This is a genomic window from Ruegeria sp. AF1 (assembly GCF_056542125.1).
On sequence record NZ_JBQFZG010000006.1, the window covers coordinates 158,248 to 183,990 of the forward strand.

Genomic DNA, 25,743 nt, shown 5'->3' on the forward strand with positions numbered 1-25,743 from the left:
AAATCACGGAGTGACACCAATGCGCAAGCTGTTCGGAACCGACGGGGTGCGGGGCACGGCCAACACGCATCCGATGACGGCGGAAATGGCGTTGCGCATCGGGGCTGCGGTGGGGCGCTATTTCCGGCGTGATGCGACCGGTGTGCACCGGGTCGTCATCGGCAAGGACACACGCCTGTCCGGCTATATGCTGGAAAACGCGCTGACCGCCGGTCTGACGTCAACGGGAATGAATGTGCTGTTGTTAGGACCGGTTCCGACGCCTGCGGTGGGCCTGATGACGCGGTCGATGCGGGCCGATCTGGGTGTCATGATCTCGGCCAGCCACAACCCGGCAGAGGACAACGGCATCAAGTTCTTTGGCCCCGACGGTTATAAACTGTCCGATCAGGCCGAGATCGACATCGAAAAGCTGATCGACGAAGGTGTCCGGCCTGCTCAGGCCCAGAATATCGGACGGGCGCGTCGTGTTGATGACGCCCGGTTCAGATATGGCGAGCGTGTAAAATCCTCGCTGCCGCGCGATGTGCGTCTGGATGGTCTCAAGGTGGTGATCGACTGTGCCAATGGCGCCGCCCACCGCACCGCGCCCGAGGTTCTTTGGGAACTGGGTGCAGACGTGATCCCGATCGGGATTTCGCCCAATGGGAAGAACATCAACCTCAACTGCGGATCGACCAAGCCGCAACTGGCCGCCGAAACCGTCGTGGCGCATGGCGCTGACGTTGGTGTCTGTCTGGACGGCGACGCGGATCGGGTTGTTATCGTCGACGAGACCGGTCAGATCGCCGATGGCGATCAGCTTATGGCGCTGCTAGCGACGGCCTGGAAAAAATCCGGGCAGTTGAAAGGCGATGCCCTTGTGGCCACGGTGATGTCCAATCTGGGGCTCGAACGGCACCTCTCGTCACACGGCATGCGACTGGAACGCACGGCTGTCGGCGACCGCTATGTGGTCGAGCGCATGCGCGAAGGCGGCTTCAACCTGGGCGGTGAACAATCCGGTCATATCGTGATGAGCGATTATGCCACCACCGGTGACGGCCTGATGGCCGGCCTGCATTTCCTGGCCGAGATGGTTCTGTCTGGTCGCAAAGCCTCGGACCTGTCCAAGCAGTTCGAAACCGTGCCGCAGCTGTTGAAGAACGTCCGCTATGCCAACGGTCAAACTCCGCTTGAAGTTCAAAGCGTTAAAGCTGCCATTGCCGATGCCGAGGCGCGGCTGAACGGGCAGGGCCGGTTGCTGATCCGCAAATCCGGCACCGAGCCGCTGATCCGCGTTATGGCCGAATGCGAGGATGACGCGCTGCTGGTACAGGTCGTCGACAGTATCGTGGCCGAGGTCGAAGCCGCCGCAGGCTAGCGCCCGAACAGAACCCTGCGCAGGCTGAACCATTGGCTGATGGCCATGCCCGTCAAGATCAGGGCCAGGGCGACGTAGAACCGCAGGGGCAGGGCCTCGGACAGGATCCAGGCCCCGAACACCATCGACCAGATCGGCACCTGATAATTCACCAGCGTCAAAAACACCGATCCGGCGCTGCGGGTGATCGAAACCCGCAGCAAATTGGCGAAAGCTGTGGGGATCAGCCCAAGGACAATCAGGGCCAGCGATGGGCGGTTGCCCTGCCAAGTAGGGACACCTTCGACCAGCAGCATGATGGGCACCAGCAGAACAGCGCCGACCAGCAGGGTCAGCGCGGCCAGCGCCAGCGGCTCGACCGGCGGGCAGCGTCGTGTCAGAATCGATGTCGAGGCATAGCAGAGGGCGGCAGAGATACAGGCCAGCTGCGCCAGCGGCTCGGTCCCTTGACCCAGCTTTGCCAGACCGGGTCCGATCAGGACCAATGCGCCGGAAAACCCAAGGCATACGCCCAGAAACCGACGCAGGTTCAGCGGCTCATCGGAAAAGAAATGCGCCAGCGGCAGCACCATCAGCGGAATTGCGGCCATGGACAGCCCTGCAAAGGCCGAGGGTACATATTGCTGCCCCCAGCTGAGCAGCATGAAAGGCACCGCAGTCGACAACACGCCAATCAGCAGGATTGATGTTGTCAGCGCGGGTGTCAAAACCGGCATACGGCGCCCGGTGATCCGCATCAGGACAAGCAATGTCATCGCACCCAAAGTGGTGCGCGATGTCGCCACGGTAATCGGGCCATAGCCTTCCAAAGCCATCGCGACGACCATGAATGTGCCGCCCCAAATAAGCCCCAGCGTGAAAACGCCGCTCCAGTCCTGTTTCGTGGGTTGTTCAACCATTCCATCCCCTTATCCCGCGTGCGCGTCGGTGTCACGGGTCGATCTTGACTTTATGTTAGTTTCTACTTACCGTAAGCAATGACTTACGATATGACATTTTCAGCTTTGGGCGATGCGACCCGCAGGCAGGTGTTCGAAGCCGTTGCCAGCCAGCCTCAGGCAGTGGGCGAACTTGCGTCAAAGCTGCCGGTAAGCCGACCGGCCGTCTCACAACATCTCAAGGTGCTGTCTGATGCTGGGCTGGTGACATGCCACGCGAAAGGGACGCGCCGGATCTATGCGGTGCGCCCCGAGGGGCTGGCAGAGCTGCGCAGATGGCTCGACCGTTACTGGAGCGACGTGATGAACAGCTTTGCAGATGAGGTGAACAGAGCGGGAGAGAGGCCATGACAGACCCGATAGTCAAGACAATTGTCGTAAGTGCCTCTGCTGCGCGCGCTTTCGACATCTTCGTCAACCGCATCGGGACATGGTGGCCGCTGGACAGCCACGCGGTTTCCGCATCGCAGGGACAACCGGCAAGGGACGTGGTTATTGAACCCCGGATCGGTGGCGCGGTCTATGAGGTCATGTTCGACGGAACCCGTGCCGACTGGGGTCAGGTGCTGGCAATTGATCCCGGCCAATCCGTGGCATTCACCTGGCATCCGGGCACCAGCAGGGAGTCTCCAACGCGCGTCGATGTGCGTTTTGAGGATTGTGGTTCGGGGCAGGCCAAAGTCACCCTGACGCATTCCGGCTGGGACGTCTGGGCGGGGGAAGCGCCCGAAAAGCGCGGCGGCTACGATACGGGATGGGATATCGTTCTGGGTGAATGCTTTGCCAAAGCGGTCTTAAAATGAAAAAGGGCGACCGCCTGGGCCGCCCTTTGCCTGACATCGGTCAGGTTTAGTTCTTTTCTTTGTCGACCATCTTGCCGGCCGAGATCCACGGCATCATGCCGCGCAGCTTGGCGCCGGTCTCTTCGATCATATGCTCGTCATTGGCGCGGCGCGACGCTTTGATGGTCGGCTGGCCAACGGCGTTTTCCAGCATGAAGTCACGGACGAATTTGCCCTGCTGGATGTCGTCCAGAACCGCTTTCATGCGGGCTTTGGTCTCGTCGTATTTCAGGATGCGCGGACCGGTGACATACTGGCCATACTCGGCCGTGTTCGAGATCGAGTAATCCATGTTGGCGATGCCGCCTTCATAGATCAGGTCAACGATCAGCTTCACTTCGTGCAGACATTCGAAATAGGCCATCTCGGGTGCGTAACCGGCCTCGACCAGAGTTTCAAAGCCGCAGCGGATCAGTTCGACCAGACCACCGCACAGAACGGCCTGTTCGCCGAACAGGTCGGTTTCACATTCTTCGCGGAAGTTGGTCTCGATGATGCCGGAACGGCCGCCACCGATGGCCGAGCAGTAGGACAGGCCGATTTCCAGCGCCTTGCCGGTTGCATCGTTGTGAACCGCGACCAGGCAGGGCACGCCGCCGCCTTTGGTGTATTCGCCACGCACGGTGTGACCGGGGCCTTTGGGGGCCATCATGATGACGTCAACGCCGTCCTTCGGCTCGATCAGGCCGAAATGGACGTTCAGGCCGTGGGCAAAGGCGATGGCCGCGCCCGGCTTGATGTTGTCATGAACGTATTTCTTGTAGGTTTCGGCCTGCAATTCGTCGGGCATGGTGAACATGATGACGTCGCACCAGGCAGCCGCTTCGGCAATGCCCATCACTTCCAGACCTTCTGCTTCGGCTTTCTTGGCCGAGGGCGAGCCTTCGCGCAGGGCGATGACCAGGTTCTTGGCGCCCGAGTCGCGCAGGTTCAGCGCGTGGGCGTGACCCTGGCTGCCATAGCCCAGGATAGCCACTTTCTTGTCTTTGATCAGGTTGATGTCGCAATCGCGATCGTAATAGACGCGCATTTTGCCGGTCCTTTCTGGTTTGGTTGGGGCGGTTCTACCTGCCGGGCGTCCGATTGGCGATAGGGTTGGGCTTGAGTATTTGTGAAAAAGATGAAGAATAATTCTTGGAAACGGAAAATACCGAAAAAATCATGCTTGACGATATCGACCGGCGCATTTTGCGCCATTTTCAGGCCAACCCAAGCCTGACCACCGCGGAACTTGCCGATCTGTGCCGGATCAGCGCTGGCGTCTGTTGGCGCAGGCTGGAAAAGATGCAGGCGGCCGGGATCATCGAAGGGCAGGAGGCGGTGATCGACTGGGCCGCAATGGGCTATGCTGTCGAAGTGTCGCTTCGGATCACCTTGGACAAGACACAGGCCCGCGCCTTTGACGAGTTTATGGAAGAGGCCCGCAACGTGGCCGAGGTGATCGAAATCCAGACCTTTCTGGGCCGGGTGGATGTCCGCCTGTCGGTCATAGCGCGGGATATGAAGCACTATCAGCAGCTTTATCGGGACCGGATCCTGACCCTGCCGCATATCGCCGATATCGAAGCGCTGATGCATATCGCGCGAGTCAAGCGGGACGAGGTGTTGCCGGTATGATCGAGTTGGACGAGATTGACCGCCGTCTGCTGCGTGCGCTGCAACAGGACGCCACCCAAAGCGCGGGTGCCCTGGGTCGGAGGTTCAATCTGTCTCAACCCGCCACCTGGCGGCGTATCCGCAGGTTGGAGGACGCCGGGATCATCAAGGGCCGAAGGTTGCGCCTGAATGCCGAGGCGCTCGGCTTTGGCGTGACCGTGTTTCTGGGGGTCAAGCTGGCGCGCAAGGGCCAGATCAGCCTTGAGGATTTCGAACGCGCCGTCAGCGCCATCCCTGAAGTTCAGACTGTCGAGCATGTTCTGGGTCTGTACGACTACCGTTTGCGCGTCGTGGCGCGGGACCTGTCCGATTTCGAACGCGTGTTGCGGCGCCGGATCATGACGCTGCCCGGCGCAGGCGATGTCGAAGCGAATGTTCTGCTGAGCGAGGAACGGCTGCCGGGACCGATTGGGTGACCTGCCTTAGTATCTGGTGCGGATGTAATATCCGGGATGATGGGTCAGGCGGGCAAACGTAATCGGTTTGTCTTCTTTCCATGTGGTGCGCTCCATCTGGATCATCGGCGCGCCCGCCGTGGTTCCCATGAATTCCGCCAGCCTTGCATCAGCGGAAATCGCGCAGAACGCAACCTCGGCATCGTTGAACGGAGCGGCATTCAACAGCCACTCATGCGGTCCTTGCTGGGTCAGGTCGGCCTTTTCCACATCGGGGACGGTTCCGATATTGATCCAGCGCTCTTCAAGCTGGAACGGGCGGTTGTCCGCGTAATGCATGCAAACGACATGCAGAACCCGCGTCTCGGCGGGGACATCAAGCTGAGAGGACAGCCAGCGGGGGCAGGCCTCGACAGTCCGTTCCACCAGCGCATAGCGATAGGCGGCATTCTGGCTTTCGACCATCTGTCGCGCCAGCGAGAATTCCAGCTTGGCGTGTTTGCTGGGTTCTTTCTTGACCCGCGTACCGCTTTTGCGCTTGCGTTCGATGAAACCCTGATCGGCCAGTTCCCTGAGGGCGCGGTTCACCGTCGCGCGGGCGCAATTGAATTCTTCCGCCAGTTGCGTTTCGGTCGGTAGCAAAGATCCCTGAGGCCACACGCGGCTTTCAATACGTCGTTTTACTTCATCTCGAACGGACTGGAAGTTAATACGCTTATGAATCGTCACAGGAAAAATATCCCTTCAAGTAAAAAGTGTGCGCATCTGTTCAGAAGCAAGCAGAAGTGTAAAGGGGAAGTGACACTGGTTGGCGTCATTTTCTTGTGTTCCCAGCGTCCTACAGCACCAAACAGGCCGATTTTACCCGCATTCCGTGGCGTCACTATTTGTCGCGAAATGGCTTTACTGGCCAAGGTAAAGAGACCAAGACTGCACTGACGATATTGAAAGGACGCCATATGCCTGCCTTGCTGAAAAACGTTGACCCGAACGGGCTCGAAGAATTCTCGGTCGTATTCACCGATCGCTCGCTGAACCATATGTCCCAAAAGTTTCAGGGGGTAATGCGCGACATCTCTGCCATGCTGAAAGAGGTGTACAAGGCAGACGGGGTGGCCGTCATTCCGGGCGGTGGCACCTATGCGATGGAAGCGGTCGCCCGGCAATTCGCGCGCGGGGCGGAAGTCCTTGTGGTTCGGAACGGGTGGTTTTCATACCGCTGGAGCCAGATCATCGAAAGCGGCGCCCTGACCAGCTCGACCACCGTGATGAAGGCGCGCGAGACCGGCAATACCAGCCCGTCCCCCTTTGCGCCCGCACCGATTGACGAGGTCGTCGCAACGATTCGCGAACAGAAACCCGGTGTTGTGTTCGCACCGCATGTTGAAACGGCGGCAGGTGTCATCCTGCCGGATGACTATGTGACCGCCCTGGCCAGCGCGGCGCATGAGGTGGGTGCGTTGATGGTACTGGATTGCATCGCATCCGGGTGTGCCTGGGTGGATATGAAAGCCACCGGCGTCGACGTCCTGATCTCGGCCCCGCAAAAGGGCTGGAGCGCATCGCCTTGTGCCGGTCTGGTCATGCTGTCCGAACGGGGCGAGGCGCGTCTGGAACAGACAAGCTCGGACAGTTTCGCCATCGACCTGAAAAAGTGGCGCCAGATCATGCAGGCCTATGAAAATGGCGCTCACGCCTATCACGCCACGATGCCCACCGATGCGCTGCTGGCTTTCCGCGACACCATGGCAGAAACCAGGGGATACGGGTTCGAAAAGCTGCGCAAGGCGCAATGGGCATTGGGCGACGGCGTGCGGGCGATGTTGAAGGAGTATGGCATTGTCTCGGTGGCGGCTGACGGTTTCGGCGCACCCGGCGTTGTGGTCAGCTACACCTCGGACCCCGAAATCCAGAACGGCAAGAAATTTGCCGCTCTGGGGATGCAGATTGCCGCCGGGGTGCCGCTGCAATGTGACGAACCCGAAGGCTTCAGCACCTTCCGTCTGGGCCTGTTCGGATTGGACAAGCTTTATGATGTAGACGCCACCATCGCGCGCCTGAAACGCGTGCTGGATCAGGTTCTGTAAACAGGCCGGGCCTTAGCGAACGCCAAGGCCCATCTGCATCAGCGTCTTGCGCACAGGGGGCAGAGAATAAAGCGCGCTCAGCCCCATTGCGCGCGCATCCCGCAGCGGGCGCGCCTCGATCATCGAGGCGCGGTTCAGCAGGTCGATCCCTTTGACCCGCATCTCGATCTCGGTGTGGCGCGCCTTGTGATATGCGTCCAGCATCTGCGCGTCGCCCAGACCTTCGGGCTGGGATTGCGCCAGATCCAGCAGGCAGCGCAGATCGCCCAATGACATGTTCAGCCCCTGCGCGCCGATCGGCGGCACCACATGCGCGGCCTCGGCCATCAGGGCAATGCGCTCACCCGCCAGCCGTTCCGCGGACTGGCTGATGATCGGCCAGATGGTCCGGCGCGATGCCAGCTTCAAGGGGCCAAACAGGCCACAGGACCGTTCTGTCATCGCAGTCTCAAACGCTTCGGCATCAAGGGTCAAAAGGTCAACGGCATTTGGCCCGCGTTCCATCCAGACAATGGCGGACGAGGGCTGCCCCTGCCAATCGGGCAGCGGAACCAATGTGAACGGCCCGCCAGACCTGTGTATCTCGGTCGAGACATTCTCGTGCGGTACGGGATGCGTCACCGCGAACGCCAGCGCTTTCTGCCCATACCGCGTTGTATGCACTTTGATACCGGCGGCCGCGCGCATGGGAGAGTTGCACCCATCTGCGGCCAGCACCAGCTTGCAGCGGATGCGGCTGCCGTCGCTCAGGCCAACGCGGGCTTCGGCAGTGCGGGTGAACAGGCTGACGGTGCCGGTGCCGGGGCGGAAATCGACATTCGGCAGCTCTGCCAGCCGCGCGACCATTTCCCGGCGCAACAGCCAGTTGGGCAGGTTCCAGCCAAACGGTTGCTCGGAAATGTCAGCGGCGTTGAAATCGCGTACGACGCGGGGTTCGGGCACGTCCCCCCCGGCATCGACAATACGCATGATCTGCAAGGGGGCCGCATGGGCATCCAGCCGCGCCCACAGGCCGCATTGCTCCAGCAGGCCGCGCGCAGGTTGCAGAAAGGCGGTGGTGCGCAGGTCGGACCCGTCCACATCCCGTTCGGTGATCGGTGGCGCGGGATCTACGCACACCACGTCAAACCCGGCGGTTCCAAACGCCGCCGCTGCGGTCAGACCGGCGATTCCACCGCCGGAAATCAGGATGTCACAACTGTCAGTCATGGCGCCTCTCATCATCTCGGGCAGACCCTAGTTCGGTTCCACCCCCTGCGCCAAGTGACATCCTGTCCCGTATCTCAGCCGCGCGAGATCAGGATCAGGACCAGGAACATCACCGGCACCATCATCAGGGCAGGGATGTAAAGGCCGGGAAGACCAAACACCATGGCGGAACAGCCCCACATGCTGAGGACCGCGCCGACGGTGTAATACAGGTCCTCCGCCTTGCCGTTGGCCGCGTCGCGGGCCAGCCACCCGAAAACCGGAATTGCAAAGAAAAGGCGCTGCCAAACCGGCAGGCGTCCGGGCATATCGATCGCGCTCATGGGGCTTCTCCGTTCTGTTCGTCGCTCCAGCGCATATAGGGCTGCGCATGCGGGTGCAGAACGTACGGATCGTCGCAGTGTGACAGGCTACCGCAGGCGGGCCAGAAATGCGGTCAGATCGTCCGTGTGATGGTGGATGTGATCGGCCTCATGCGGGTCCGGGGCGACATGAACCGTGCGCATTCCCATCTCATGCGGGGCGGCCAGATTACGCGGGTCGTCCTCGAACATCGCGGCCTTGTCAGCCTGAATGCCATCCTGTGCAAAGATGGCTTCAAAGGCGGCTTTCTCGGGCTTGGGCCGATACCCGGCATGTTCGACGCCATAGATTGCATCAAACAGCCCCGAAAGCCCGCGCGCCTGCAAGACCCGCTCGGCGTAGGGCGCGCTGCCATTGGTGTAGACGATGCGCCGTCCGGGCAGGGCGCGAATGTGATCGGCCAGCTCTGCATCCGGGTCCATATGGCTCATGTCCACCTGATGCACCGCGTGCAGATAGGGCTCGGGGTCCAGATCATGTTCGGCCATCAACCCGGCCAGCGTGGTGCCGTATTGGCGCCAGTATTGCCCGCGCAGCCTGTCGGCCTCGGCCCGGTCCACGCCGATGGCTTGCACCACATAATCCGTCATCAGAACTTCGATCTGATCGAACAGCTGCATATGCGGCGGATACAGGGTGTTGTCCAGATCGAACACCCATTGCGTGACATGACTGAAGGACGGTTTGACCATGGCTTGGGTTTAGGGCGCGGGCCGGGTGATTTCAATGCCGTACTTGATTGCTGCCCCCAGAGACGGATAGACATGTCCGAACGAGGAGACAGAATACCCCATGAGCCAGACCCGATCCCCCACCAAGGATGCCTATAGCCTGATACTCGAAGCCATTGATGTCGGCGTCTACAAGCCCGGCGATCGTCTGGTGGAAAGCGAGCTGGCAGAACGGTTCGGGGTGTCGCGCACCCCGATCCGCGAAGCGTTGCAACGCCTGGAAACCCAGTCTCTGCTGGAACGGGACGGTCGGTCACTGATCGTGGCGTCGCTGGACCACAACCAGATGGCCGAGCTTTATATCGTGCGCCGCGAACTGGAAGGGCTCGCCGCGCGGCTGGCTGCCAAACACGCCACCGAAGAAGAGATCAGGGTTCTTCAGGACATGGTTCTCGAAGATGACAAGCTGGTGGGCGATCCGATGGCGCTGTCACGTGCCAACCGGCGCTTTCACGAACAGATCCATCTGGCCTCGCACAACCGCTACCTTGTCCAGCAGCTTGATCTGGTGCACCGGACTATGGCCTTGATGGCGACCACGTCGCTGGCCGTGCAGGGGCGCGGAGAGATTGCCCAGAGCGAACATAAAGGCATCGTCGAAGCCATTGCCGCGCGCGATGAAGAGGCGGCGGGGCGGGCGCTCAAGGATCATATCTCGATCGCGTTCATGACGCGCCTGAAACAGGACGCAAGTCGCCGCGACAAGTGATTATCAGGTCAGCGGCTCGTCTTCGCTGGCCTGTCCGTGCTGGGTCTTGTCCCAGAAAAACGGGTTGGTCGCCAATTCCCACAACGCCTTGTAACCGGCAATCACGCCTAGCGGGAAATACAGAAACATCGTCGGAACCCAAGGCAAAAGAAACCGCCGCTCACGCGCGGATACGGCGATCAGACCAACACCGATACTCAGCCCCTCTGCCACCAGAAACAGCCCGATCAGCGCGGTTGAGATGGAATGCGGCAGAATATTCCCCATCGGATTGGCCAACCCCAGGCTTGACAGCCAGAATACCCAGAGAATGGGTGCCAGCAGAAATTGCCCCAACGTGCCCAAAAAGAACGCCTGAAGGCCCAGAAATTTAACGGCACCAAGGTCACGCCACAGTTTTCGCGGGCTGCGCATATGCACCAGATACGTGACCATGAACCCCTTGAGCCAGCGCGAGCGCTGTTTGACCCAGGGCCAGGCCCGGAAATTCGCCTCCTCATATGTTGTGGTATCCACCATTTCGGTCCGGTACCCGGCCCGGCACAGCCTTACGCCCAGATCAGCGTCCTCGGTGACATTGTGGGCATCCCAGCCGCCCAGTTCCAACAGTTTGTCGCGACGGAAAAAGAACGTGGTGCCCCCAAGCGGCACCACCAGCCGCATGCGGGCGATCCCCGGCAGGATCACGCGGAACCAGCTGTTGTATTCGATGGTAAAGCAGCGCGACCGCCAGTTGCTGCGCGGGTTGTAGTAATCCAGAACCCCTTGCAGGCACACAACATCCGGCGCGGCCTGGGTGAAATGCGCCACCACGCGCTCAATCTGATCCGGTTGCGGGGCGTCTTCCGCGTCCCAGACGCCAACGAAGTCGCCCCGGCAGAAATCCAGCGCGTAATTCATGGCGCGGGGTTTGGTGGTCAACCCGTTCAGCTCGGGCACCTCGACGATGCGCATCCAACTGGGCAGGCTCACCTGCGCAAGAGCATTGCGCGTCACGTCATCCTTTTCCTCAAGCACAAGGATGACATCCAGCAACGCCTTGGGATAGGTCAGCCGCTGCAGCCTGTGCACCAGAGCGTTTGCAATCTCGCGCTCCTTGTACAATGGCACCATGATCGACACGCAGGGCTGCCGCAATGTGATGGCAGCTTCGGTGTGGTCCGGCTGCGTTCTCAGACGATGCCAAAGATAAGCCAGCGTGCCAACCGTCCGAAAGACTGCAAAAAGCACCAGAGTTCCCACAGCCATGCCCAGCATCGCCAGCAGGCCAAACGCCGGGAACAAGGCAAACAGCCCCAGCACACACAACAGGGCCACCGACGGCCCTACGCGCGACCTAAGGGTCCAGTTGCGGCAGCTTTCCGCGGGATCAACCCGCGTTTCCGCCGATCTGGCCAAAGACCCCGAAAACTGCCGCGCAATCGTGCGGTCGATCTGATCAGGGGCCGCCAGCACCGGGATCACGGCATAATCGCATTCGCGCATTTCGGCGGTCACGGTTGCGAACCGGTCGGGCCGGGCCGTGGCCACCAGAACGAGGGGGCCAATCCGCATCCAAGGGATGACATTGTGTTTCAGCCAGAAGTCGACCGGCATCAGCCCGCTCAGTTCCGGCATCGGCGGGATTTGTTCAAGATCTGCAATCTGCCAGCCGGATTGCGCGGACAGCGCGCTCAACACGTCCTGCCGGGTGGCATAACCTTCGCCGACCAGTATCTCTCCCAGCGGTGCGTTCTGTCTGGTTTGCTGGCTCAGCGCATGGTCCAGCTGGGATTGGGTGATGGCTCCGGTTTCCAGCAGGCAGGTGCCCAGTGGTTTCCGATACCCGGGCGCAGGGATCGGTGCGGCGGACGTGAAATCCAGAAGATCAAGCTCAGCCATAACAAAACCCTGGCGCAGTTACCTGCGCTCAGGGTTGTTCGATCAAGGTTAACGCCCGGTTAACACTGCACAGACAAGCAGTTATGCCTGTATTTTCTTCTTTTCCATCGCCTCGGCGAAGCGCTCGAACAGATAGAAACTGTCCTGCGGCCCGGGCGATGCCTCGGGGTGGTACTGCACCGAATAGACCGGCCGGTCCGCCATGCGGATACCGCAGTTCGAGCCGTCAAACAGCGACCGGTGAGTTTCCACGACGCCATCGGGCAGGGATTGCGCATCGACGGCAAAACCGTGGTTCATCGAGGTGATCTCGACCCTGCCGGTGTCCAGATCCTTGACCGGGTGGTTCGCGCCATGGTGGCCGTGGTTCATCTTGACCGTCTGACCACCCAGTGCAAGCGCCAGCATCTGGTGTCCAAGGCAGATGCCGAACACAGGCAGGTCTGTCGTCTCCAGAATCTCCTTGATCATTGGAACAGCGTATTCGCCTGTTGCTGCCGGATCGCCGGGACCGTTCGACAGGAACACACCGTCAGGCTGATGTGCCAGCACGTCGGCTGCGGTCGCAGTCGCGGGCAGAACGGTAACGTCACATCCAGCAGATGCGAGGCAGCGCAGGATGTTGCGCTTGGCGCCATAGTCAATGGCAACAACCTTGTGGGCGGGGGCCTTCTGACGCTGGTACCCATCCGGCCAGGCCCACCGCATCTCATCCCAGCGATAGCTTTGTGCGCAGGTGACATCCTTGGCCAGGTCCATACCCTCCAGCCCGGCAAAGCCGCGCGCGGCAGCGACCAGCGCCCCAATGTCGAAGTTTCCTTCGGGATCATGGGCCAGCGCCACATGCGGGGCGCCCTGCTGCCGGATGGCACGGGTCAGGCGGCGGGTATCGACACCACCGATGGCGATGCGCCCCCGGCGCGCCAGCCAGCCCTTGAGTTCCTCGGTCGAGCGCCAGTTTGATGGCTCGGTCGGATCCCATTTCACAACCATGCCTGCCGCGACCGGATCACCGGTTTCGTCATCCTCGGGGTTCACACCGACATTGCCGATATGAGGGAATGTAAAGGTCACGATCTGCCCGGCATAAGACGGGTCGGTCATGATCTCCTGATATCCGGTCATCGCCGTGTTAAAGCACAGCTCGGCCACAGTTTGCCCGGTCGCACCGAAGCCTGCGCCGTAAAACAGGGTTCCATCGGCCAAAGCCAGACATGCGGTGGGCTTGGACGGGGCATTCGGGGCCATGGCGCGACTCTCCTGTAGGGTAAATCGGCGCATACCTAAGGGGGTTGCGCGTCTGGGTCAAGTCTGTTCAATTTTTAGGCTATTGTTGTTTTTCAAATAGTTAGCTGTATTCACCCCCGGTTGTGTCAGGCTTTTTGTTTCGATATGGTCGGGGTTCCTTTGTCATGGGGATGGACAAACCAAATGGACATGCGATCACGGGTGAATGCCGCCCTGAAGCAAGCAATGAAAGACAAAGCAGCCGAGCGTCTGTCGACGCTGCGGTTGATCAACGCCGCCATCAAAGACCGCGACATCGCGGCACGTGCGTCCGACAATGAAGAAGCAAAGGGATGCAGCGACGCAGAGGTTCTTGAAATCCTTGGAAAAATGACCAAGCAGCGCAAGGAAAGCGCACGCGCCTACGAAGAGGGCGGTCGCCTGGATCTGGCCGAACGCGAGATTCGCGAAGTCGAGGTGATCGAGGAATTTCTGCCCAAACAGCTGGATGACGATGAGGTCAGCAAGGCCATTCAAACCGCCATCACGGCAACCGGCGCGGGTTCGATCCGCGATATGGGCAAGGTGATGGGCGAGTTGAAGACGCGCTATACCGGCCGGATGGATTTCGGCAAGGTCGGCCCGATGGTCAAGGATCACCTGTGCGCAGCCTCAAACGGCGATTGCTGAGGCACTAGGCCCTGTGAATTGCTACTGCGCGACCGGCTCGCGCAGTCTTAGAACAAGCTCGTCATAAAGCGTGATCCGCTCATCTTCGGACAGAAACGCCCCGATTTCGACCTCGCGCCCGTCTCCGACAAGGGTGACATAATGCGGAACCGGGCCGCCTTTCTCGTGCATCGCCGGTCGCGCCCAATAGCGGTTGCAAAACCATTCGTGCTGCTCTTTGCCGGGGGTGTGGTGCACCAGCCGCGCATGTGTGCCCGACAGGGTCAGAACCTCGAAAACACTGCGGGCGCGGTAGTTGGTCTTGATGGCCAGCCAAAGCCCCAGCACAGTGATCAGCAGAAACGGCAGCAACCCCCACAGGATCACGGAACCAAGCGTGGCCAGCAACGGGATCAGGCCAAACAGGAATACCGACAATATCGTGATCATCGCCCCTCGCGGAGGCAGCGAGTTATGCGGCCAAAGCCGCAGTTCCTGTTCGGTTTCCGAGGTCTGATTCCACGTGTAGGGCATACCGCGAACATAGCGCAGCGCGGCCTCATGTCGACGGGTTTTGATCAGACGACGTGGCCGACCCGAGACCAGGATAGGGCGTCATCCAGACGATCGTCACCCCAGAACACCTCTTGCCGGACAACAAAGCTGGGGGCGCCGAAAACACCCAGTTTGACGGCGGTTTCCGTCTCGGCCTCAAGGGCCGCGACGATGTCGTCGCCTTGTGCGCGCGCCAGGGTCAGTCGGGGGTCCTGCTGACACCGCAAAAGCGCCTCAGACAGTGCACTTTCGCTACCGGCTTCCACCCCTTCTTCGAACCAGATGCGATAAAGCGTCTGGGTGAACGTCACGCCCCAGCCATCCTTCATCCCAAGCACCGCAACCTGATTGGCCAGCGGCAGATTGGAAATCGGATAGGGCGCGGGCAGGTTGGCGTGGATGTGGTACTTGGCACAGCGGCGTTCGATGTCGCGCCACATATAAGCCGATTTCACAGGCTTTCCGGCAAAAGGAATATTCTGCTGGGCCGACATCACCGTACGCACGTTGAACGGGCGCCAGTTCACTGTGGCGTCATGCTCGGCGCACCATTCGTCCAGACGCATCACGGTCAGGAAGCTGTACGTGCTGCCAATGGAATACCAAAAGTCGATCTCGGGCATTGCCGACCCTCCGACTGTTCCGTCCGCACATCATAGCTGATTTCGGAGCACTTGGCGAACGCGGGGTGAGGGCAAAGAAAAACCCCGCCACCTGGGCGGGGTTTCTTTGGATCAGATCGGGATCAGTGCGCGTGGCCCTTGTCCCAGTCTTCCTGCTTGGGCAGCTGCTCGAACGTGTGTTCGGGCGGCGGCGTGGGCAGGGTCCATTCCAGCGTATCCGCATACTCGTTCCAGTAGTTGGGCCGGGTCTCGCGCGCGCCACGCAGCAGGGCGTAGATCACGATGCCGAAGAACAGCAGGAACGAAGCGAACGAGATGAACGCACCAATCGACGAAACATAGTTCCACTGCGCGAACGCCTCGGGATAGTCGATGTAGCGGCGCGGCATGCCCTGACGACCCAGGAAGTGCTGCGGGAAGAAGGTCAGGTTGGCGCCGATGAAGAACATCCAGAAGTGAACCTTGCCCCAGAACTCGGAATACTGGCGACCGGTCATTTTCGCGAAGTAGAAATACATCCCCGCAAAGATCGCAAAGACGGCACCCAAGCTCATCACATAGTGGAAATGCGCAACCACATAGTAGGTGTCGTGATAGGCACGGTCCACGCCAGCCTGCGACAGAACCACACCGGTCACACCGCCAACGGTGAACAGGAACAGGAAGCCGAAGGCAAACAGCATCGGTGTCTTGAACTCGATGGAACCGCCCCACATGGTCGCGATCCACGAGAAGACCTTAACGCCCGTCGGAACCGCGATGACCATCGTGGCCAGCATGAAATAGGCCTGCTGACGCAGCGACATGCCGACGGTGTACATGTGGTGCGCCCACACGACAAAGCCCAGAACACCGATTGCGATAATCGCCCAGACCATCGGCAGATAGCCAAAGATCGGCTTGCGCGAGAAGGTCGCGATGACATGGCTGATGATGCCGAAACCGGGCAGGATCACGATATACACTTCCGGGTGGCCAAAGAACCACAGGATGTGCTGATACAGGATCGGATCGCCGCCACCGGCCGGATCAAAGAAGGTAAAGCCAAAGTTGCGGTCCATCAGCAACATGGTGATTGCGCCCGCCAGAACCGGCAGCGACAGCAGAATCAGCCACGAGGTGACGAAGATCGACCAGCTGAACAGCGGCACCTTGAACAGGGTCATGCCGGGGGCACGCATGTTCAGGAAGGTGGTGATCATGTTGATCGCGCCGAGGATCGAGGAGGCGCCCGATACGTGTACGGCAAAGATCGCAAGGTCCATGGACATGCCGCCCTCGGTCGTGGACAGCGGCGGGTACAGAACCCAGCCCACGCCCGAACCCATCTGATCGTTCCCACCCGGGCTCAGCAGCGAGGCGACGCCCAGCGAGGTACCGGCAACATAAAGCCAGAAGGACAGGTTGTTCATCCGCGGGAACGCCATATCCGGCGCGCCGATCTGCAACGGCATGAAATAGTTGCCAAATCCGCCGAACAGGGCAGGGATGACAACAAAGAACATCATCAGAACACCGTGATAGGTGATCATCACGTTCCACAAATGCCCGTTGGGCGTACACGGGTCGGCCATGAAGCCTTCAAGGCACATGTACTGAACACCGGGGTGCATCAGCTCGAGCCGCATGTAAACGGTCATCAGAACCGAGATCAGACCGGCCAGAGCCGAAACGATCAGGTACAGAATCCCGATGTCCTTGTGGTTGGTCGACATGAACCAGCGCTGGAAAAAGCTGCGCTGGTCTTCATGGTCGTGACCATGAATGGCTGCGTCTGCCATTATAGGTGCCTCCTGTTGCAACTACACCGCGCAGCCGGACCTCTCCAACGCGCGGGATTCCTGCTGGTTTTAGAATGCGTAGGGGCGACCTTCAATGGCCGAGTTTGATCTGGATCAAGATAAATGGCCGCACCCCCCTTGAAAAGGAACGATCAAGAGGCCGGGATCTGAGCGTTCGGGGGGTGGCGATACAGCGGATCTGGTACCTGTCATCATGCCGCCCGCAATGGGACCGGCGCTCAAAGCCGACCGGAAAGGAGTGAACGCCTGCCGTCGGCCCACTCCGCAGGATCGAGGACAGGGAAGGGTAGCTTAAGAACACAAAGGGGTCGCTGCCTCCTTGGGCGTTCTCGATTTCAACGTACTTATTGCTATTGCATGGAGCTCTAGAGACTGGCCACCGACACAGGCGCCCAGTCGGCCCACCATGGTTTCGCCTGTTCGATTTCGTAGGCCAGTTCGAAAAGTGTGTCTTCGCGACCGGCGGGTGCAACGAAATGGCTGCCAATAGGCAGACCTTCACGGGTCAGGCCTGCGGGCACGGACATTCCTGGCAATCCAAGCGCGTTCTGAATCGGGGTGTAGGACGTGAACCTCGCAACACGCGCGAACATCTCCTCGAATGGGACACTTTCATCGAATAGCGTGCCAATCACCGGTGCTGTGCCCGGGGTAACCGGTGACAGAAACACATCAAACGCGGACAGCCATGCGCCATATCTGGTGCCCAGATCCAGCATATATGCGCTGGCTGCTTCCTGATCTTCATGAGTGAAGTTGCGCGCGAAGGCGGCCCAGTCGCGGACGAACGCGTCAAGCAGTCCCGTTTCCTCCGGCGGTCGGCCCGCCTTGGCCGTCGCCGCGTCGGCGAGGCCCACCATGCGGAACCCGAAGATCTGGTTGAAGCGAAGCTCGAACTCATCGTCCACCGGGCTTTGCGTTTCAATCACGCTATGACCAAGGTCTTCGCAGAGTTGCGCCATTTCTTCGATGACGCGCTGCACCTCGGGATCTGGCAGGTCGCCGTAATAATTGCGGAGGTCAAATCCGATTTTCAGCCGGTTGGTGGACGGGCCAGAAATCAACGGGATTGGTCTGTGCGGTGCATTCGGTGACCGGTCCTGCCCCAAGGCGAAAAGCACCGCGCTGTCTCGCACGGAGCGGCTGACGCAATTGTCGGCAGCATAGGTGGTCTGATCACTCGATCCCCACAACATACGGTGACGGCTTGGCTTCAATCCGAAGACACCACAACAGGATGCAGGAATACGGATGGACCCGCCGCCGTCGCTGGCATGGGCGAGCGGTACGATACCTGCCGCGACCGCAGCCGCGGACCCTCCGCTTGAGCCTCCGGAGGAGTGATCGAGGTTCCACGGGTTGCGGCACGGTCCGAGCAGTTGACCTTCCGTGACCGGAAGTGCTCCGACCTCTGGCATATTGCTCTTTCCGATCAGGTTCAGCCCGGCTGCCTCTTGGGCCAGTGCCAGCGGCGCGGACCTTGGTCGGTGATTGTCGCGATATACGCGCGAGCCATGGGTCGTGTATTGCCCTGCAATATCGAGGTTATCCTTCACCACAAACGGAACCCCGGCAAACGGTCCTTGCCGTCGCATGTCCACGGCCTTGTCTCTCGCCTCTTCGTACATCGGCGTTGTGATCGCATTGAGACTCTGATCAAGCGCCAAGGCGGCTTCGACGGCAGCGTCGCAAAGCTCTGATGGCGTTATGTCTCCGGACTTGACCAGTGCCGCAAGGCCGAGCCCGTCCGTAGTCAACAGAACTTGCCGAAATTCCGAAACCTGCGCCGCAGCTCGGTTGCCGGCTGTCGCGAACATGAGGCTCGCCGCTGTTGAGCCAAGAAAATCCCGTCTGGAAAGCATGTTCTTCTCCAAATTTTCACCCCGCCTAGAATATCAATCATGCAGAGGCGAAACCATTGTCTTGCCTAACGGTCAGCGGGCAGCAAACACCAACACTCGGGAACACTCAGTTGACCGCAAATACTCGCAATGCGAACCTTTGACTTGAGCTTGATGAAGTATTGAAGAACTTAACCAGTTTTCGTCTCATTAAGAAATGCGAAACCTGTACTCTGCTGCGTAGGCGGACATCACCTGTCGGGAACGTCCTGCATCTGTCTCGATCTATGCGATCTCAAGCCAAATCCAATTGTACAAAACGAACAACGGCCTCTGAAAACCCGGTACAATTTGTACATTTCCCCCTTCAATCCCCCGACTTGACCCCGCAGGGCGGGTGGACCACAACTCGGTCAAAAGCCCCTCAAGGAACGGATGGCCAACCATGGATTATGATCCCGACAACATCTTCGCCAAAATTCTGCGCGGCGAGATACCCTCGTCAAAAGTTTACGAAGACGCCGACACACTGGCCTTCATGGACATCATGCCGCGCGCTGATGGGCATTTGCTGGTGATCCCCAAAACGCCCTGCCGAAACGTGCTGGATGCCACGCCCGACCAACTGGCGGCGGTTATGAACACCGTTCAAAAGATGGCTCGTGCGGTGATGAAAGCCTTCGACGCAGAGGGTGTAACCATTCAGCAATTCAACGAAACCGCAGGCGGGCAGGAGGTTTTCCACCTGCATTTTCACGTCCTGCCGCGTCATGACGGGGTGTCGATGCGCCCACCTGGTAAAATGGGTGATTTCGACCTGATTGCTGAACATGCGGAAAGGATAAAAATCGCTTTGTAATCAAGACCTTTTGGTCTGTTTGTGAGGTGTCAATCCGGACAATTACCCGCATCCGCCCGTGCATGTCGCCGCGACCGGAGACAAGAAAACCCGAAACCCCTCCTTGGGACAGGCCATGTGGATCCATAGCTGGACAACGCAGAAATCGCCTGCCCCCGACCATTGCGGCTTGAGCACGGGTTTCAGCGTGAAGGGGGGAAATGAATTGCCGTTCCGATTTGGGGTCGGAACGGCAGACTCGTAACCAAACACTTCTCGGATTTCGAGGGCGAGCCCTTGATCACCGGTTTAACATACCACTCACTCTTGATTGGCAGTTTAATATTACTCGTTAACAACACCGGTGTATCCTAGAGAATTAAAACTTGCCTAAAGAATAACGTAAAACTGAATGGTTCTTGGTAAATTGCGACGTGTTTCGGAAACAGAGCCTTCCGCACATGCATATTGTTGTATCCAAGCGCAGCGGAAGCTGATTCTCTGCCAAGGCAGAATCAGAAATCAGAGGCACCAAACACGCCCTCGAAGGTTTTCTTCAAGGCCGCATCGAGATCATTCATGGTGACCGGAAGCCCCAGATCCACCAATGAAGTCACGCCATATTCGCTGATCCCGCAGGGAACAATGCCCGAGAAATGCTCCAGATCCGGTTCGACATTGATCGAAATACCGTGAAAGCTGACCCATTTGCGTAAACGCAGGCCAATTGCCGCGATCTTGTCCTCTGCCGGTTTGCCGGTCACCGTCAGCGGTTTGTCGTCGCGCCGCACCCAGACACCAACGCGCCCGTCGCGTATTTCGCCATGCACGTTGAATTCGGCAAGTGCCGATATCACCCAGTTTTCCAACTGCTTCACGAATTGGCGCACGTCGCGCCCGCGCTTGTTCAGATCCAGCATGACATAGGCCACACGCTGACCGGGGCCGTGATAGGTGTACTCGCCGCCCCGTTTGCTTGCATAAACCGGAAAGCGGTCAGGATCGGTCAGGTCTTCTACCTTAGCTGACGTGCCTGCCGTATAAAGCGGCGGGTGTTCCAGTAACCAGATGCACTCCTCCGCGTCGCCGCGTGCAATCCCGGCGACGCGTGCCTCCATAAAGGCGGTCGCTTCGTCATAACTGGTCAGACCATCGGTGATTTTCCATTCCATGGCGGCCTCATATCCGTCCGTAGCGGGCAGGGGAAGAGGGGTCAGGCCGCTTCGGTCAAACACTGTTGCAGCACCCGGGAATAGGTATCGACCCCTTGCGCGCCGGTCAGCAGGTATTTTCCGCCAAACACCATGGACGGCACACCTGAAATACCCCTGCTGGTCCAGAATTGCTGTTTCTCTCGCACCAAGGCGATGTGTTCGCCGGTCTCAAGCACCTGACGTGCGGCATCAGGGTTCAGCTCGGCAGACGTGACGGCCTGCAAGAGAGCCTCAACGTCGGACACATCCTGTTGCCGTGTGAAATATGCGTCGAAAAGCGCAAGCTTCAATTGGTGTTGCTGGCCCTGACTTTCGGCCCAATCCAGCAACTGATGCGCCTTGATTGTATTCACGATCCGACTGTCTTCGTGAAAGTTGAAGGTGAACCCCAGTTCTGCTCCGATCGCCGTTAGCCTGTCACGTGCCTGCTGGCTCTGTTCGGGGGTCGAGCCATATTTCTCCGTGATGTGTTCCCGCAGGTTCTGCCCTTCAGGCGGCATGTTCGGGTTCAATTCGAACGGGTGCCAGCGAATTTGGGCCTGGATGCCCTGCTGTTTCAATGCCACGTCAAGCTGGCGAAACCCGACTATGCACCACGGGCACACGACGTCTGACACGATATCGATTTGGATGATGGCGCGGGTATCGGGCGAGGTCATCTGCGGCTCCTGTCAGATCGAAACTGTGTTGATCACCGGCTTAGATAGGACTGCTGCGAAGGTTTTTAAACCAGTGTGTTTTTGCCTCTTCACATCGCGTGCGCCAACGTCTATACGCCGCTCTACCAAGTCACAGGCAGTGCGGTCGTGGCGGAATTGGTAGACGCGCAGCGTTGAGGTCGCTGTGGGGTAACACCCGTGGAAGTTCGAGTCTTCTCGACCGCACCAAATCTTTTCGTATCCTGTGAAGTGCGGATCAGCTTATGCGAAGCTGACTTTGCCGTTCTTGTCTGTTCACTTGCATTGCAAATCCGTGGCCCGTAACTAAGCCATGTGTCGGGAAGCGCGCCATGCCTCTGCAATGATGCGATTTTTCCCTTCGTCCTGAATTTGCGGGCCATGGTTGCGGGTAGGTGCGATGAGACTTGTCATATCAACGATGAAAGACGAGGGGCCGTTCATCCTTGAATGGATCGCGTATTACCTTTCGATCGGGTTTACGCATTTCATCGTTAACTCGAATGACTGCTCCGACGGCACTGACGCGATCTTGAAAAGATGCGAGGAACTGGGTTTTCTGGCGCATATCGATAACCCCGGTCCCTGGAAGCATGGGCCGCAGGCGTCGGCCTATGCGAACGCTATGGAACATCCCTGGTACGCTGAAGCCGAGTGGATTCTGGTTTGTGATGTCGACGAATTTCTCGATATCCGTGTTGGGGACGGTACGCTGGACGATCTGTTTCGCACCTTTCCACATGCAGATGGCTTTGCCGCGATATGGCAGATGTTCGGACACAATGGGATTGTCGAGTTTGAAGACAAGTTTGTGATCGAACAATTCACATCTGCAGCAGAGTTGGGGGTGGTGACGCCGCAGAATGTGCGTGCCTTCAAATCGCTTGTCAGAAACAACGGGTCTTATCGGGCAATCAACACACACCGTCCGCGTGGCCCAATCGCCGGTAAGGCCGAAAGCTTTGCATGGATTGATGGTGACGGAGATCCCTTGCCACCTGCAATGCGGCGAAATGGTTGGTCCCATTCCACTACTGGCGCGGCCTTTGGGCAGCAGTTTTTCAGGATGAACCACTATGCCGTCCGATCCATCGAGAGTTATCTGATGAAGCGGCTGCGGGGGGATGTAAACACAACCGCGTTTCATCCCAAGATGGAGGCAACGGGACAAGCCTATTGGCACATGCATTGCTTCAACAAAGTTGAAGAATTATCGATCCTTTCCAAATTGGACCGCCTTGGAAAATCGTATGATGAACTACGTGCGGATCGTGTTCTGGGAGACTTGCACGAAAAAGCTGTTGCTTATCACAAGCGCCGTATCTCGGAGATACGTGAAACAGAGGCCGCACAGGGATTCATAACTCGGTACAAGAATTTTGCCGGGGGGCGATATATAAAGGCGCTGGATCTGGGCGTGATGGAAGAAGGCGATCTTTCCTTTGTTGCGGAGACCTACAAAGACCCCGAAGTTTCTTTCGCGCAAGTTGCGAAATGGACGCGTTTGGGCAAGATGTCCAAATCTGAAAACTCAAGACCCAATAACTACCCCTGGTTTACCCGGCTGGATTCCCTGGGAACGGCCATGGAGTACGAAGAAGCGGCGGCGCAGCATGCATTAATCACTGATGCAAAACAGGTGGACTTGCCGTTCGATCCGAAGGACTCATCTTTCCTGCCGCCAGTGTCTCCGGAGGTTGAAAGAACGAAAGAGCAGCGACAGCGGTTCTTGAGGTCAATCAGCGGCAAGAAGAACTGGGTTTTGATCGGGCATGTCGAGACCGAAATCGTAGAAGAAATACTTGCATTGGATGCAGTTGCGCAATTGACGATCATCGGGCCATGGGGGCTGTCGTGGGATACGTTCGCCTGCAAGGATACAACGCAAGATCCTAAACTTCAGGCCCTGGATCGCACCTTCTATGCATTGCTGGAGTACTTCCGTGAACCGATCGTCGCTGGGCGTCTGAGGGTCTACCGGGCGCTGCCGCCTTTGATGCTGAAGCTGTTTGAAGATCAAAGCGTTGGTGTCGTGATCATACGCGGGGTTCGGGCCGAGCGTGTCATGTTGCAGCTGTTGAACCGGATCGACAGGGTTCTGGCTCCGGGCGGAAGCATCGCCTTTACATCCTACAGGCGGGGCAAAGGGTCTTATTCCGGCATGTCTTCGGCTATCAACCGTTTTCTTGCGAGTAAAGCGAGTGACTATCGGGTTACAAGCCTCGAGCCTCCGTGGCTTGGTATCGACAAGTTGCCACCACTTTCCAAAAACGACACATAGCTTCTGGTTCTTGAAGCAACGACATGTTAGCCATTGCCCAATAAACAAAACGGGTTTCGCGAGAAATCAATACCCGTCTGCAAGTGAGGTCGAGATGTCAAACGAACCCAGAGTGATCGGTGCTGTTCCCGGCAGCCAGAATAAACCGAACGCAGACAAGGCAACCAAACGCAAGAATATAAAAGACGCGATCCGACGTACGTTCCTGACGCGCCTTCCCAAGGGTGGGGTGGCTGTTGAGATCGGTGTCTGGCAGGGCGAGTTTTCTCCGACAATCCTGAAGTTGCTTGAACCCAGTCAGTTGTTTCTGATCGACCCCTGGAAACATATTGGCGAGGAATCGCATACAACGGCGTTTGTTGGCAGGACCGAAGACGAAAAGATGGAAGCCATCTTCCAGAAGGTCGTCACGTCCTTCGAAAAAGAGATCGAGGAGGGCAAGGTTGGCATTATTCGCGATTTCTCGGTGCCAGCATTAAAGCTTTTTGACGATGAGAGCATTTCATTTGCCTATGTCGATGGGGATCATTCTTACGAAGGTGTTACTGCGGACCTAGAGGCGTTGTTTCCCAAGATCAAATCGGGTGGGATCATGGCGTTTGATGATTACCACCGCCGGGGGTGGTGGGGCGACGGAGTGATCCGGGCCGTCAACGAGTTTCTGGGCAAACACCCCCGTGAATTGCGTATCCGGGCAATTGCTGGTGCGCAGATCGCTATTGAAAAAATCACCCCGCAAGATGACAGCAAGAAACAGGGCGACTAAGCGTCTGGGGTGAATGGCAGCGATGAACAAGCCTGAAAAAATCCTCATCTCTGCGATGAAAAATGAGGGCCCGTACATTCTGGAATGGGTGGCTCATCATAAAGTTTTGGGTTTCGACAGGATCATTGTTTACACCAACGATTGCACCGACGGTACGAACCAAATTCTGCGCCGCCTTGAGGCCCTGGGTCATGTTGAGTTTCACAGGAACCGCGTGGGCACAGGTGGGATTCACAGATCAGCACTGCGACAGGCCCGCCGTCTGCCCGTCGTGAAAGAAGCCAAATGGGTCTATGTCTGCGATGCGGATGAGTTTCTGAATATTCACGTCGGAAACCACAAAGTGGACGACCTGATCGAGGCGACGCCGGGCGTGGACGTCATTTCCATACCATGGAAGATATTCTCAAACAGCGGTCGCCATATTCTGCGCGACGCGCCGGTGACACAGCGGTTTTTCGATGGTGAGTTGGAGTATGAGCAGGGCGGGGCGGGGCGCCGGTTCGTCAAATCCCTGTTCCGGCAGGGCGACGTCTATCTCCGCTATGGGTTGCACAACCCGCATCCCAAGTCCGAGTTTCAGGCAGGTGTATTCCGGTCTGTTCCCGGGGGGCACGCGAAAGAACCCGCACCCTTTGGGAACCATGTTGCACCGCCTTTTGGATTTGAGATTGCACAGATCAATCACTACGCGGTCCGCTCCACACAAGCCTATTTGGCCAAGCGCAGCCGTGGGCGCGCCAACCACTCCTCGCAGACGCTGGGAACGGAATACTGGGACCGCTGGAACCGGGGTGGCGCGACGGATGAGACGATCCTCAGGTACAAGGAGGACGTTGACGCGGTGATGGCAGAATTTCAGTCCGACGAACGGCTTGCACGGCTGCACCGAAAAGCATTCCTGTGGCACAAGGCGTTGATCGAAGACCTTCTCAAACAGCCAGAGTACAATGCGCTTTACCAGACGCTTCTTAATAAGCCGGCTGCTGAATTTGTTGCAAAAGACCGCGGATTGCACGCGCGCCTTTCGGCGGACACTCAACCGTCCTCTAGCGAAAATCTGCCCGAGTCCTGAA

Annotated in this window: 26 protein-coding genes and 1 tRNA gene; 13 read left to right on the top strand and 14 right to left on the bottom strand. The window is 58.5% G+C overall.

Features of this window, described 5'->3' with window-relative positions; translation table 11 throughout:
- Positions 1-19: 19 nt before the first annotated feature.
- Positions 20-1,363, top strand: a complete 1,344-nt coding sequence (gene glmM, locus ACR0BK_RS11170; protein ID WP_480554693.1) for a phosphoglucosamine mutase — start codon at positions 20-22, stop codon at positions 1,361-1,363.
- Here glmM and ACR0BK_RS11175 read toward each other — a convergent pair.
- On the bottom strand, positions 1,360-2,262 hold the full coding sequence (locus tag ACR0BK_RS11175) for a DMT family transporter (protein WP_480554694.1): 903 nt from the start codon (positions 2,260-2,262) through the stop codon (positions 1,360-1,362). The two genes, glmM and ACR0BK_RS11175, sit on opposite strands and share 4 nt — an antisense overlap.
- Positions 2,263-2,340: 78 nt before the next feature.
- Between ACR0BK_RS11175 and ACR0BK_RS11180 the strand changes: the two genes are divergently transcribed.
- Together ACR0BK_RS11180 and ACR0BK_RS11185 are read left to right on the top strand one after the other, a co-directional pair.
- Positions 2,341-2,652, top strand: a complete 312-nt coding sequence (locus tag ACR0BK_RS11180) for an ArsR/SmtB family transcription factor (RefSeq protein ID WP_480476548.1) — start codon at positions 2,341-2,343, stop codon at positions 2,650-2,652.
- Entirely contained in the window at positions 2,649-3,104 is a 456-nt protein-coding gene (locus ACR0BK_RS11185; protein ID WP_480481413.1) for an SRPBCC domain-containing protein, read from the top strand. The genes ACR0BK_RS11180 and ACR0BK_RS11185 overlap by 4 nt, the downstream gene beginning before the upstream one ends.
- 46 nt (positions 3,105-3,150) lie before the next feature.
- Here the strand turns inward: ACR0BK_RS11185 and ilvC are convergent, their stop codons facing one another.
- The gene (gene ilvC, locus ACR0BK_RS11190; protein ID WP_480476552.1) at positions 3,151-4,173 is read right to left on the bottom strand and encodes a ketol-acid reductoisomerase; all 1,023 of its coding nucleotides are present in this window, start codon (positions 4,171-4,173) and stop codon (positions 3,151-3,153) included.
- Between the two features lie 131 nt (positions 4,174-4,304).
- Between ilvC and ACR0BK_RS11195 the strand changes: the two genes are divergently transcribed.
- Both ACR0BK_RS11195 and ACR0BK_RS11200 read left to right on the top strand, forming a co-directional pair.
- Positions 4,305-4,760, top strand: a complete 456-nt coding sequence (locus ACR0BK_RS11195) for an Lrp/AsnC family transcriptional regulator (RefSeq protein ID WP_480476554.1) — start codon at positions 4,305-4,307, stop codon at positions 4,758-4,760.
- The gene (locus tag ACR0BK_RS11200) at positions 4,757-5,215 is read left to right on the top strand and encodes an Lrp/AsnC family transcriptional regulator (protein WP_209504239.1); all 459 of its coding nucleotides are present in this window, start codon (positions 4,757-4,759) and stop codon (positions 5,213-5,215) included. The genes ACR0BK_RS11195 and ACR0BK_RS11200 overlap by 4 nt, the downstream gene beginning before the upstream one ends.
- 6 nt (positions 5,216-5,221) lie before the next feature.
- Here the strand turns inward: ACR0BK_RS11200 and ACR0BK_RS11205 are convergent, their stop codons facing one another.
- Entirely contained in the window at positions 5,222-5,836 is a 615-nt protein-coding gene (locus tag ACR0BK_RS11205) for a GntR family transcriptional regulator (protein ID WP_480476556.1), read from the bottom strand.
- A 317-nt stretch (positions 5,837-6,153) separates the two neighbouring features.
- Here ACR0BK_RS11205 and ACR0BK_RS11210 point away from each other — a divergent pair, with 317 nt between their 5' ends.
- The gene (locus ACR0BK_RS11210) at positions 6,154-7,281 is read left to right on the top strand and encodes an aminotransferase class V-fold PLP-dependent enzyme (RefSeq protein ID WP_480554696.1); all 1,128 of its coding nucleotides are present in this window, start codon (positions 6,154-6,156) and stop codon (positions 7,279-7,281) included.
- 12 nt (positions 7,282-7,293) lie between these two features.
- Here ACR0BK_RS11210 and ACR0BK_RS11215 read toward each other — a convergent pair whose 3' ends face one another.
- The 3 genes from ACR0BK_RS11215 to ACR0BK_RS11225 form a co-directional block, all read right to left on the bottom strand.
- Positions 7,294-8,490: a UbiH/UbiF family hydroxylase gene (locus ACR0BK_RS11215; RefSeq protein WP_480554698.1), complete on the bottom strand. Its 1,197-nt coding sequence runs from the start codon at positions 8,488-8,490 to the stop codon at positions 7,294-7,296.
- Between the two features lie 74 nt (positions 8,491-8,564).
- Entirely contained in the window at positions 8,565-8,813 is a 249-nt protein-coding gene (locus ACR0BK_RS11220) for a hypothetical protein (protein ID WP_480554699.1), read from the bottom strand.
- Between the two features lie 87 nt (positions 8,814-8,900).
- The gene (locus tag ACR0BK_RS11225) at positions 8,901-9,545 is read right to left on the bottom strand and encodes a pyrimidine 5'-nucleotidase (RefSeq protein ID WP_480476564.1); all 645 of its coding nucleotides are present in this window, start codon (positions 9,543-9,545) and stop codon (positions 8,901-8,903) included.
- Between the two features lie 100 nt (positions 9,546-9,645).
- Between ACR0BK_RS11225 and ACR0BK_RS11230 the strand changes: the two genes are divergently transcribed.
- A complete protein-coding gene (locus ACR0BK_RS11230) occupies positions 9,646-10,293 on the top strand; it encodes a GntR family transcriptional regulator (RefSeq protein WP_267363400.1) in 648 nt (215 codons plus the stop codon).
- Positions 10,294-10,296: 3 nt separating this feature from the next.
- Here the strand turns inward: ACR0BK_RS11230 and ACR0BK_RS11235 are convergent, their stop codons facing one another.
- The gene (locus ACR0BK_RS11235; protein WP_480554700.1) at positions 10,297-12,174 is read right to left on the bottom strand and encodes a glycosyltransferase; all 1,878 of its coding nucleotides are present in this window, start codon (positions 12,172-12,174) and stop codon (positions 10,297-10,299) included.
- A gap of 81 nt (positions 12,175-12,255) precedes the next feature.
- The gene (carA, locus tag ACR0BK_RS11240) at positions 12,256-13,422 is read right to left on the bottom strand and encodes a glutamine-hydrolyzing carbamoyl-phosphate synthase small subunit (protein WP_480476568.1); all 1,167 of its coding nucleotides are present in this window, start codon (positions 13,420-13,422) and stop codon (positions 12,256-12,258) included.
- A gap of 183 nt (positions 13,423-13,605) precedes the next feature.
- Here carA and ACR0BK_RS11245 point away from each other — a divergent pair, with 183 nt between their 5' ends.
- Complete coding sequence (locus ACR0BK_RS11245; protein WP_267366166.1) at positions 13,606-14,091, top strand: GatB/YqeY domain-containing protein; 486 nt, start codon at positions 13,606-13,608, stop codon at positions 14,089-14,091.
- 21 nt (positions 14,092-14,112) lie between these two features.
- Here the strand turns inward: ACR0BK_RS11245 and ACR0BK_RS11250 are convergent, their stop codons facing one another.
- The 4 genes from ACR0BK_RS11250 to ACR0BK_RS11265 form a co-directional block, all read right to left on the bottom strand.
- On the bottom strand, positions 14,113-14,604 hold the full coding sequence (locus ACR0BK_RS11250; protein WP_480554702.1) for a DUF2244 domain-containing protein: 492 nt from the start codon (positions 14,602-14,604) through the stop codon (positions 14,113-14,115).
- A 44-nt stretch (positions 14,605-14,648) separates the two neighbouring features.
- Positions 14,649-15,248 carry a DsbA family protein gene (locus tag ACR0BK_RS11255; RefSeq protein ID WP_480554703.1) on the bottom strand — a complete coding sequence of 200 codons (600 nt, stop codon included), beginning with the start codon at positions 15,246-15,248 and terminating at the stop codon, positions 14,649-14,651.
- 122 nt (positions 15,249-15,370) lie between these two features.
- On the bottom strand, positions 15,371-17,029 hold the full coding sequence (ctaD, locus tag ACR0BK_RS11260) for a cytochrome c oxidase subunit I (protein ID WP_267366169.1): 1,659 nt from the start codon (positions 17,027-17,029) through the stop codon (positions 15,371-15,373).
- Between the two features lie 386 nt (positions 17,030-17,415).
- Positions 17,416-18,867, bottom strand: coding sequence for an amidase family protein (locus tag ACR0BK_RS11265; RefSeq protein WP_480554704.1), 1,452 nt, complete (start codon positions 18,865-18,867; stop codon positions 17,416-17,418).
- 469 nt (positions 18,868-19,336) lie between these two features.
- On the opposite strand from ACR0BK_RS11265, the gene ACR0BK_RS11270 reads away from it, so the two are divergent.
- On the top strand, positions 19,337-19,750 hold the full coding sequence (locus ACR0BK_RS11270; protein ID WP_480554706.1) for an HIT family protein: 414 nt from the start codon (positions 19,337-19,339) through the stop codon (positions 19,748-19,750).
- A 494-nt stretch (positions 19,751-20,244) separates the two neighbouring features.
- Here ACR0BK_RS11270 and lipB read toward each other — a convergent pair whose 3' ends face one another.
- Together lipB and ACR0BK_RS11280 are read right to left on the bottom strand one after the other, a co-directional pair.
- Positions 20,245-20,901: a lipoyl(octanoyl) transferase LipB gene (gene lipB, locus ACR0BK_RS11275; RefSeq protein WP_480554707.1), complete on the bottom strand. Its 657-nt coding sequence runs from the start codon at positions 20,899-20,901 to the stop codon at positions 20,245-20,247.
- Between the two features lie 41 nt (positions 20,902-20,942).
- On the bottom strand, positions 20,943-21,602 hold the full coding sequence (locus tag ACR0BK_RS11280) for a DsbA family oxidoreductase (protein ID WP_480554709.1): 660 nt from the start codon (positions 21,600-21,602) through the stop codon (positions 20,943-20,945).
- 141 nt (positions 21,603-21,743) lie between these two features.
- Between ACR0BK_RS11280 and ACR0BK_RS11285 the strand changes: the two genes are divergently transcribed.
- From ACR0BK_RS11285 to ACR0BK_RS11300, 4 genes are all read left to right on the top strand, one after another.
- Positions 21,744-21,830: transfer RNA gene (locus ACR0BK_RS11285), tRNA-Leu, on the top strand.
- Positions 21,831-22,041: 211 nt separating this feature from the next.
- Complete coding sequence (locus ACR0BK_RS11290; RefSeq protein WP_480554711.1) at positions 22,042-23,901, top strand: glycosyltransferase family 2 protein; 1,860 nt, start codon at positions 22,042-22,044, stop codon at positions 23,899-23,901.
- Between the two features lie 94 nt (positions 23,902-23,995).
- A complete protein-coding gene (locus tag ACR0BK_RS11295; protein ID WP_480554712.1) occupies positions 23,996-24,667 on the top strand; it encodes a class I SAM-dependent methyltransferase in 672 nt (223 codons plus the stop codon).
- Positions 24,668-24,722: 55 nt separating this feature from the next.
- Positions 24,723-25,742 (top strand): glycosyltransferase family 2 protein, encoded by a 1,020-nt coding sequence (locus ACR0BK_RS11300; RefSeq protein ID WP_480554713.1) that lies wholly within the window; start codon positions 24,723-24,725, stop codon positions 25,740-25,742.
- The last annotated feature ends 1 nt before the right edge of the window (position 25,743 follow it).

Bases quoted from the DNA above. Each gene is read 5' to 3' on its own strand.
- ACR0BK_RS11215 (WP_480554698.1), bottom strand. From the start codon at position 8,490: ATGACTGACAGTTGTGACATCCTGATTTCCGGCGGTGGAATCGCCGGT.
- ACR0BK_RS11185 (WP_480481413.1), top strand. From the start codon at position 2,649: ATGACAGACCCGATAGTCAAGACAATTGTCGTAAGTGCCTCTGCTGCG.
- ACR0BK_RS11265 (WP_480554704.1), bottom strand. From the start codon at position 18,867: ATGTTCGCGACAGCCGGCAACCGAGCTGCGGCGCAGGTTTCGGAATTT.
- ACR0BK_RS11290 (WP_480554711.1), top strand. From the start codon at position 22,042: ATGAAAGACGAGGGGCCGTTCATCCTTGAATGGATCGCGTATTACCTT.
- ACR0BK_RS11210 (WP_480554696.1), top strand. From the start codon at position 6,154: ATGCCTGCCTTGCTGAAAAACGTTGACCCGAACGGGCTCGAAGAATTC.
- ACR0BK_RS11270 (WP_480554706.1), top strand. From the start codon at position 19,337: ATGGATTATGATCCCGACAACATCTTCGCCAAAATTCTGCGCGGCGAG.
- ACR0BK_RS11280 (WP_480554709.1), bottom strand. From the start codon at position 21,602: ATGACCTCGCCCGATACCCGCGCCATCATCCAAATCGATATCGTGTCA.
- ACR0BK_RS11195 (WP_480476554.1), top strand. From the start codon at position 4,305: ATGCTTGACGATATCGACCGGCGCATTTTGCGCCATTTTCAGGCCAAC.
- ACR0BK_RS11230 (WP_267363400.1), top strand. From the start codon at position 9,646: ATGAGCCAGACCCGATCCCCCACCAAGGATGCCTATAGCCTGATACTC.
- ctaD (WP_267366169.1), bottom strand. From the start codon at position 17,029: ATGGCAGACGCAGCCATTCATGGTCACGACCATGAAGACCAGCGCAGC.
- lipB (WP_480554707.1), bottom strand. From the start codon at position 20,901: ATGGAATGGAAAATCACCGATGGTCTGACCAGTTATGACGAAGCGACC.
- ilvC (WP_480476552.1), bottom strand. From the start codon at position 4,173: ATGCGCGTCTATTACGATCGCGATTGCGACATCAACCTGATCAAAGAC.
- ACR0BK_RS11295 (WP_480554712.1), top strand. From the start codon at position 23,996: ATGTCAAACGAACCCAGAGTGATCGGTGCTGTTCCCGGCAGCCAGAAT.
- ACR0BK_RS11245 (WP_267366166.1), top strand. From the start codon at position 13,606: ATGGACATGCGATCACGGGTGAATGCCGCCCTGAAGCAAGCAATGAAA.
- ACR0BK_RS11250 (WP_480554702.1), bottom strand. From the start codon at position 14,604: ATGCCCTACACGTGGAATCAGACCTCGGAAACCGAACAGGAACTGCGG.
- ACR0BK_RS11225 (WP_480476564.1), bottom strand. From the start codon at position 9,545: ATGGTCAAACCGTCCTTCAGTCATGTCACGCAATGGGTGTTCGATCTG.
- ACR0BK_RS11220 (WP_480554699.1), bottom strand. From the start codon at position 8,813: ATGAGCGCGATCGATATGCCCGGACGCCTGCCGGTTTGGCAGCGCCTT.
- ACR0BK_RS11200 (WP_209504239.1), top strand. From the start codon at position 4,757: ATGATCGAGTTGGACGAGATTGACCGCCGTCTGCTGCGTGCGCTGCAA.
- ACR0BK_RS11255 (WP_480554703.1), bottom strand. From the start codon at position 15,248: ATGCCCGAGATCGACTTTTGGTATTCCATTGGCAGCACGTACAGCTTC.
- ACR0BK_RS11175 (WP_480554694.1), bottom strand. From the start codon at position 2,262: ATGGTTGAACAACCCACGAAACAGGACTGGAGCGGCGTTTTCACGCTG.
- glmM (WP_480554693.1), top strand. From the start codon at position 20: ATGCGCAAGCTGTTCGGAACCGACGGGGTGCGGGGCACGGCCAACACG.
- ACR0BK_RS11235 (WP_480554700.1), bottom strand. From the start codon at position 12,174: ATGGCTGAGCTTGATCTTCTGGATTTCACGTCCGCCGCACCGATCCCT.
- ACR0BK_RS11180 (WP_480476548.1), top strand. From the start codon at position 2,341: ATGACTTACGATATGACATTTTCAGCTTTGGGCGATGCGACCCGCAGG.
- ACR0BK_RS11300 (WP_480554713.1), top strand. From the start codon at position 24,723: ATGAAAAATGAGGGCCCGTACATTCTGGAATGGGTGGCTCATCATAAA.
- carA (WP_480476568.1), bottom strand. From the start codon at position 13,422: ATGGCCCCGAATGCCCCGTCCAAGCCCACCGCATGTCTGGCTTTGGCC.